At 51.1% G+C, this 3,229-nt stretch carries 2 protein-coding genes; both read right to left on the reverse strand.

What is annotated here, in order from left to right:
• Positions 1 to 250: 250 nt before the first annotated feature.
• Positions 251 to 874 (reverse strand): hypothetical protein, encoded by a 624-nt coding sequence (locus CE491_RS00220; protein ID WP_110946387.1) that lies wholly within the window; start codon positions 872 to 874, stop codon positions 251 to 253.
• The gene (locus CE491_RS00225; RefSeq protein ID WP_110946388.1) at positions 871 to 2,961 is read right to left on the reverse strand and encodes a site-specific integrase; all 2,091 of its coding nucleotides are present in this window, start codon (positions 2,959 to 2,961) and stop codon (positions 871 to 873) included. Before CE491_RS00225 ends, CE491_RS00220 begins: the two co-directional genes overlap by 4 nt.
• Positions 2,962 to 3,229 lie beyond the last annotated feature (268 nt).

A 3,229-nucleotide genomic window follows, 5' to 3' on the forward strand; every position in this document is an offset into this window, starting at 1 on the left:
GCCAAGAGCTACGCAGCCATGGTCACGCTGGCCTGCAGCCTACGTTGTATGCGGCAATACTTTTCGTACAAAACCTAGCAAACTTTGCATGTATAGGTTGGCAATCAGACATGGCGATCCGTTGGGCCAGCAAATGAAGGGCATATTCGACGCATCACGAGTGCTCGTACGATCCACCGAAAAGTGACTAAAAAATGTAAAGTCGCCGAGTAGAGAGTGAAGCTTTTTGCTGATAACTGGACGCATCGGACTAGCCCTTTCTGTAATCGGCAATGTTCGCAACGTCAACCGAAGGCGCGGGCGCCTCGATCACGTGCAGAGTGTTGAAGGGAGGCATTGCCAGGCTGAGAACCGCGCGTACCACATCCACTGCATCCTGTGCATCCTTCTCTCGCTGCAACGCCGTGGATGCATCGCGGATGTTGAAAAACCATTCATGACATTCTGCTAAGGCTCTAAGTAGCAACATGTTAGTTTGTCGGTGAAGTTCGAGCTCGTTCCCCAACTCGGCTACCTTCAATGCCAATCCAGAACGTGTACGCTTGTTTGAGCGCTCGCCGCGTTTCTCAGCGATTTCCAAAGCTTCCAGAGCCTTGAGGCGAAGGTTGTTTAGCGCGCCAAATCCACCCGGCAAGTGGCCCTCGGAGTAAGTCTTTAGAGTGTTTAAGCTCATGGGAAACAGCTGGAAAGCCTCGCCACGCTCATCAGTGACCGTCCGCTCCAGTTTGGCAATACCGCCTTGGCTTTTCAGCGCGTTTCGTAGTTCCTGGTCAGACCGGTGATGCTGCGGCTTTCTGATGGCTTCGACGAGTAGCACATGGAGGCCACGAACCGCAGGGATAGCGCGCGCAGCGAGTGATACCCCCTTATTCATGCTGCCTCCAGTGGGCGCGTGAGACGCGCGACAAGCTTAAAATGTTTGCCTTCGTGGTCGCTGAAAAATTCCGGCTCAATCTCAATCCACCCTTCGCACTCCAACTCCTTAATCTGGTCTTCAAGATCATGCACGCTGAGCGTTGTGAATTTCGCGGTTCCGTAGCGCTGTTCTATGAGCTGGGTAAGTTCTGTGAAATCGTCCAAGTTGCCCAAGTGCAATTCTTCGGCAATGACCTGCGCTTTTGCGCTGGCGAGCACCGCCCCATCCGTTACCTCGGTGATGTAACGGTAAACATGTTTAGGATCAGTGTGGCCGAGCATCCATTGCAATGTGTCGAGTTTGGCAAAACTACCGCAGTAGAAGAAGAGCATTGCGAAGAATCGGCGCATCTGATGCTGGCGAAAGTAGTAACGCTGCCCATCGCTATTCAACGGCGTTTCAAAATAGTCGCAGAAAAGATCCAGGTTGCGGTTGAAAAGGTACGCACTGGAGTCAGTCAGCTTAGCTGCACCTTTAAGGTTGGGCACAGCGAAGAGTTTTTGAAGCTTCGGGATATAACCGATTCGAACTAGCACCTTTTGCATGCGAATCAGCGTCTTAATCATGTCGACGGCAATCGGTTCGATAGGTCTTACTTCGCGACGACGCATACCAAATAAATGACGCGTACTTTTTGCATTCCGAAACAACAGCCACTCTTCTGTTTCATCAAGGCAGTCTTTTGCGTCAAGCTCGTACAGCTCGCTTACCCTACGAGCCATCAAAATTCCTACGGTAAGCTGTACGCACCCGACGTAAACGGCCATAAGCTCATAAAAGCCACTGTTGGCCCGCAAGTTAGTGAAATACGATTTTTTCGTGCCCTTGACGTTGGTGCCGGCGCGGGCTGAACTGAATGCCAACGAAACTCTGTTGACGCCCATTTCCGCCAATTTTGGCCCTACGAGCTGCTGAACCCGAGCTGATGGCAGGGCGCTTGGTGAGATTTTGCGTTTCTTGGACACCAACGCGATTCTGCAGAAAGCTTTCGTGAGATCCTGACCATAGTCGAGATGAAATTCAATCGCGTGTCTTAGCCCTCTGAATACGATTTCGGATGGGAGAGTGCGGAAACGCCCGATTGTCGATAATTTAGGGCTGAACTGTTCCGCCTCCACCAAGGCAGCAACCCTCGGCGCTGGCAGCTCTACCTCATGGAGCACCCCTAGATGGTAAACGGCGCGTCTGTAGGCTGCGTAAGTCTGGTCACGCATCCTTTCTCGGGCGCCGCTGGTGACGGGCGCGCCATTGAACTCCCTGTCTAATTGAGATGAGTCGTCATTGTAAACGAGGATGCCGTATGTCACCTTGGGTTGGTTATTACCCCAAAGCGCCTCTGAGTAGATTTTCTGAGATAACAGTATCGTATTTGGCTGGTTGCCCGAAACTTGCCTGTGGTAATAGCCTCCAATGTATAGAGCGGCTCGTACTCTCGGTACCATCTCATAGGCGATGCCAAGCTCGTCCTCGACTCGTTGTTCGTCCGTGATGACAGCGATTTGCGGCTTCTGATCGAGAACTTCAACCATGGCTTCTGGGCTGGTCTGTGCAACGAGCTGCATACAGTAATCCCGGAGCCGCTGGCGCCAGTTATAGACCGACTCCGCGATTTGAGGGTTGTCAGCCAGGTTTTGGAGAATCTCGATGAGGTTGCCGGCGGTAAGGCCACTCAATCCGTATCTCGCAAGCTGGAAGCGCCTCCCATTGATCAACAGGTAATCCATGACTTGGCAAGCATGGCAGAATCGTGACAGCTGTTGCCCTTGGACTTCATTAGTTTCAGCAAGATACCCAAACGAGTCACGGGTACAGGACGATAAATAGTATTTGAAGCCCAAGAGCAAATCTTGATTTTTAGTATCAGTCAGAAAGCTGCCGTCATATAGCCTGACTTGCCAGTCCAATAGCTTCGTTTTTTTGTAGCCAAAGCTGTATTCCCATACGTCGGCGTCAAAGTCGTTAAGCAACCAGGTCGCTTTGCGATACGCCTCTCCAGGCTCGATCAAGAATGCTCCGAGAAAAGCGATTTCGTCAGGCAGTTGCATAGATTAGCTCCTGCATATACGTGGCGTCTGCGTTCTTTCTGGCGGTTGCAAGGCAATCCTGAAGTTGACTGCTAAAATTTTCCTCAATGTCCTTTACGACTAAGTTGCTAAATCTCGACCAGTAGATTGCTTTTGAACACAGTTGTCTAACAGAATGCGATTGGGTGTCTTTAAGATGTAGTTGTGCGCTAGGGATGGTCTGAAGTAGGCAGCTATTTCTCAGTTGCTGAGCCATAGCGGTTTCAAAAAACGGCAGCGTTCAAAATCG

Origin of the sequence: Pseudomonas bohemica (assembly GCF_002934685.1) — a bacterium.
Classification (GTDB): domain Bacteria; phylum Pseudomonadota; class Gammaproteobacteria; order Pseudomonadales; family Pseudomonadaceae; genus Aquipseudomonas; species Aquipseudomonas bohemica.